The sequence below is a fragment of the Pilosibacter fragilis genome (assembly GCF_032490495.1).
GTDB classification, from domain to species: Bacteria; Bacillota; Clostridia; order Lachnospirales; family Lachnospiraceae; genus Pilosibacter; species Pilosibacter fragilis.
This window is the reverse complement of sequence record NZ_JAVYJB010000056.1, coordinates 1-1,277: the sequence shown is the minus strand read 5'-3', so window position 1 is coordinate 1,277 and position 1,277 is coordinate 1. Positions and strand designations below refer to the sequence as shown.

Annotated in this window: 1 protein-coding gene; it reads right to left on the bottom strand. The window is 40.3% G+C overall.

The window, feature by feature from the left end; all coding sequences use genetic code 11:
• Positions 1-55 precede the first annotated feature (55 nt).
• Positions 56-1,200, bottom strand: a protein-coding gene (locus ABCW45_RS17700) for an IS3 family transposase (RefSeq protein WP_343221292.1) whose coding sequence is annotated in 2 segments (ribosomal slippage) — positions 56-963 and positions 963-1,200 — 1,146 coding nt in all. Because the reading frame shifts where the segments join, the coding sequence is not laid out codon by codon here.
• Between the last annotated feature and the right edge of the window lie 77 nt (positions 1,201-1,277).

The window sequence follows — 1,277 nt, the reverse complement described above, 5'->3', positions numbered from 1 at the left end:
TGTTGTGGTCAAGCTTTTTTGTAACACTTGTGGCTAAAAAATAGTGCTTATCAATTTATGCTGCCGTCCTTGCTTCATATGGGGTTCGATAACCATTATAACTGTGTGGACGAACATGATTATAATCAACGTATGCAAATTCTTCTACCTTTTGATAGAGTGTTTCCTCTGTTGTAAACTCATACAAATTTGTGCATTCATTCTTCAAGGTATTGAAATAACGCTCCATCGGTGCATTGTCGTACGGATATCCTGCTTTGCTCATGCTCTGTGTCACATTTACCGATTTGCAGAATTCGGTAAATGCTTTGGACGTATACTGTGAGCCCTGGTCAGAATGTAAGATAAGACCATCTTTGATTGTTGGCTGCGATTCCAGCGCTTTTCGGAGCGTCCGGATCGCAAGATCACTGGTAATGTTACGATCTGTTATGCTGGCAATCACACTCCGGTCATGCAAATCTATAATAGTGCAGTTATAGCGTACTTCATGATTTGCAAGGAACAGATAAGTGAAATCCGTGCACCATTTTCGATTGATTTCATCTGCTGTGAAATTTTGCTTCAGCTTATTATCGAATACTTTATGCGGGTTTCCATGCTCATATCCTGGTTTTTTGGGACGGACAACCGAACGGAGACCAAGCTCTGTGTTCATATATTTATGAACGGTGGTATTACTGTAAGAATAACCTTTACGCTTCAGATAGACTTTCATACTCCGATAGCCGTCAACTCCATTGTGCGAATGATATATTTCCTGAATCTGTGCTTGGACTTCGGCTTTAAGGGTATAATAATCCGCCTTCCGGTGTTTCCGGTAGTTGTAATAAGCATTTGGGCATATACCCAGCCGTCCAAGCAGCCAGCGAATGCCAAATTCATTATGATATTGTTCGATGAATCGATAAGCCTCTAATCGATTTCCTTTGCAAAGAATGCCGCCGCTTTTTTTAAGAAAAGATTCTCCTTACGAAGTTCTTCGTTTTCTCTTTTGAGTCTGAGCATCTCCTTCATGTTGTCATAATCTTCTTTGGCTTCCGGGCTTGACTGGCATTCTTTACTAAACTCGCTACACCACTTAGAAATGCTGGCTTTCGATACCCCATACTCAGCGGTGATGCTTTTGTAGGTACGACCTTCCTCTTCATGAAGACGTACTATTTTTTTCTTAAATTCGGGTGTGTAACTTTGTGGCATGATAATTACCTCTTTTCTCTATTGGATTTATTATATCTTATTAGCCACTACTGTTACAACGTTAGTATAGCACTTCA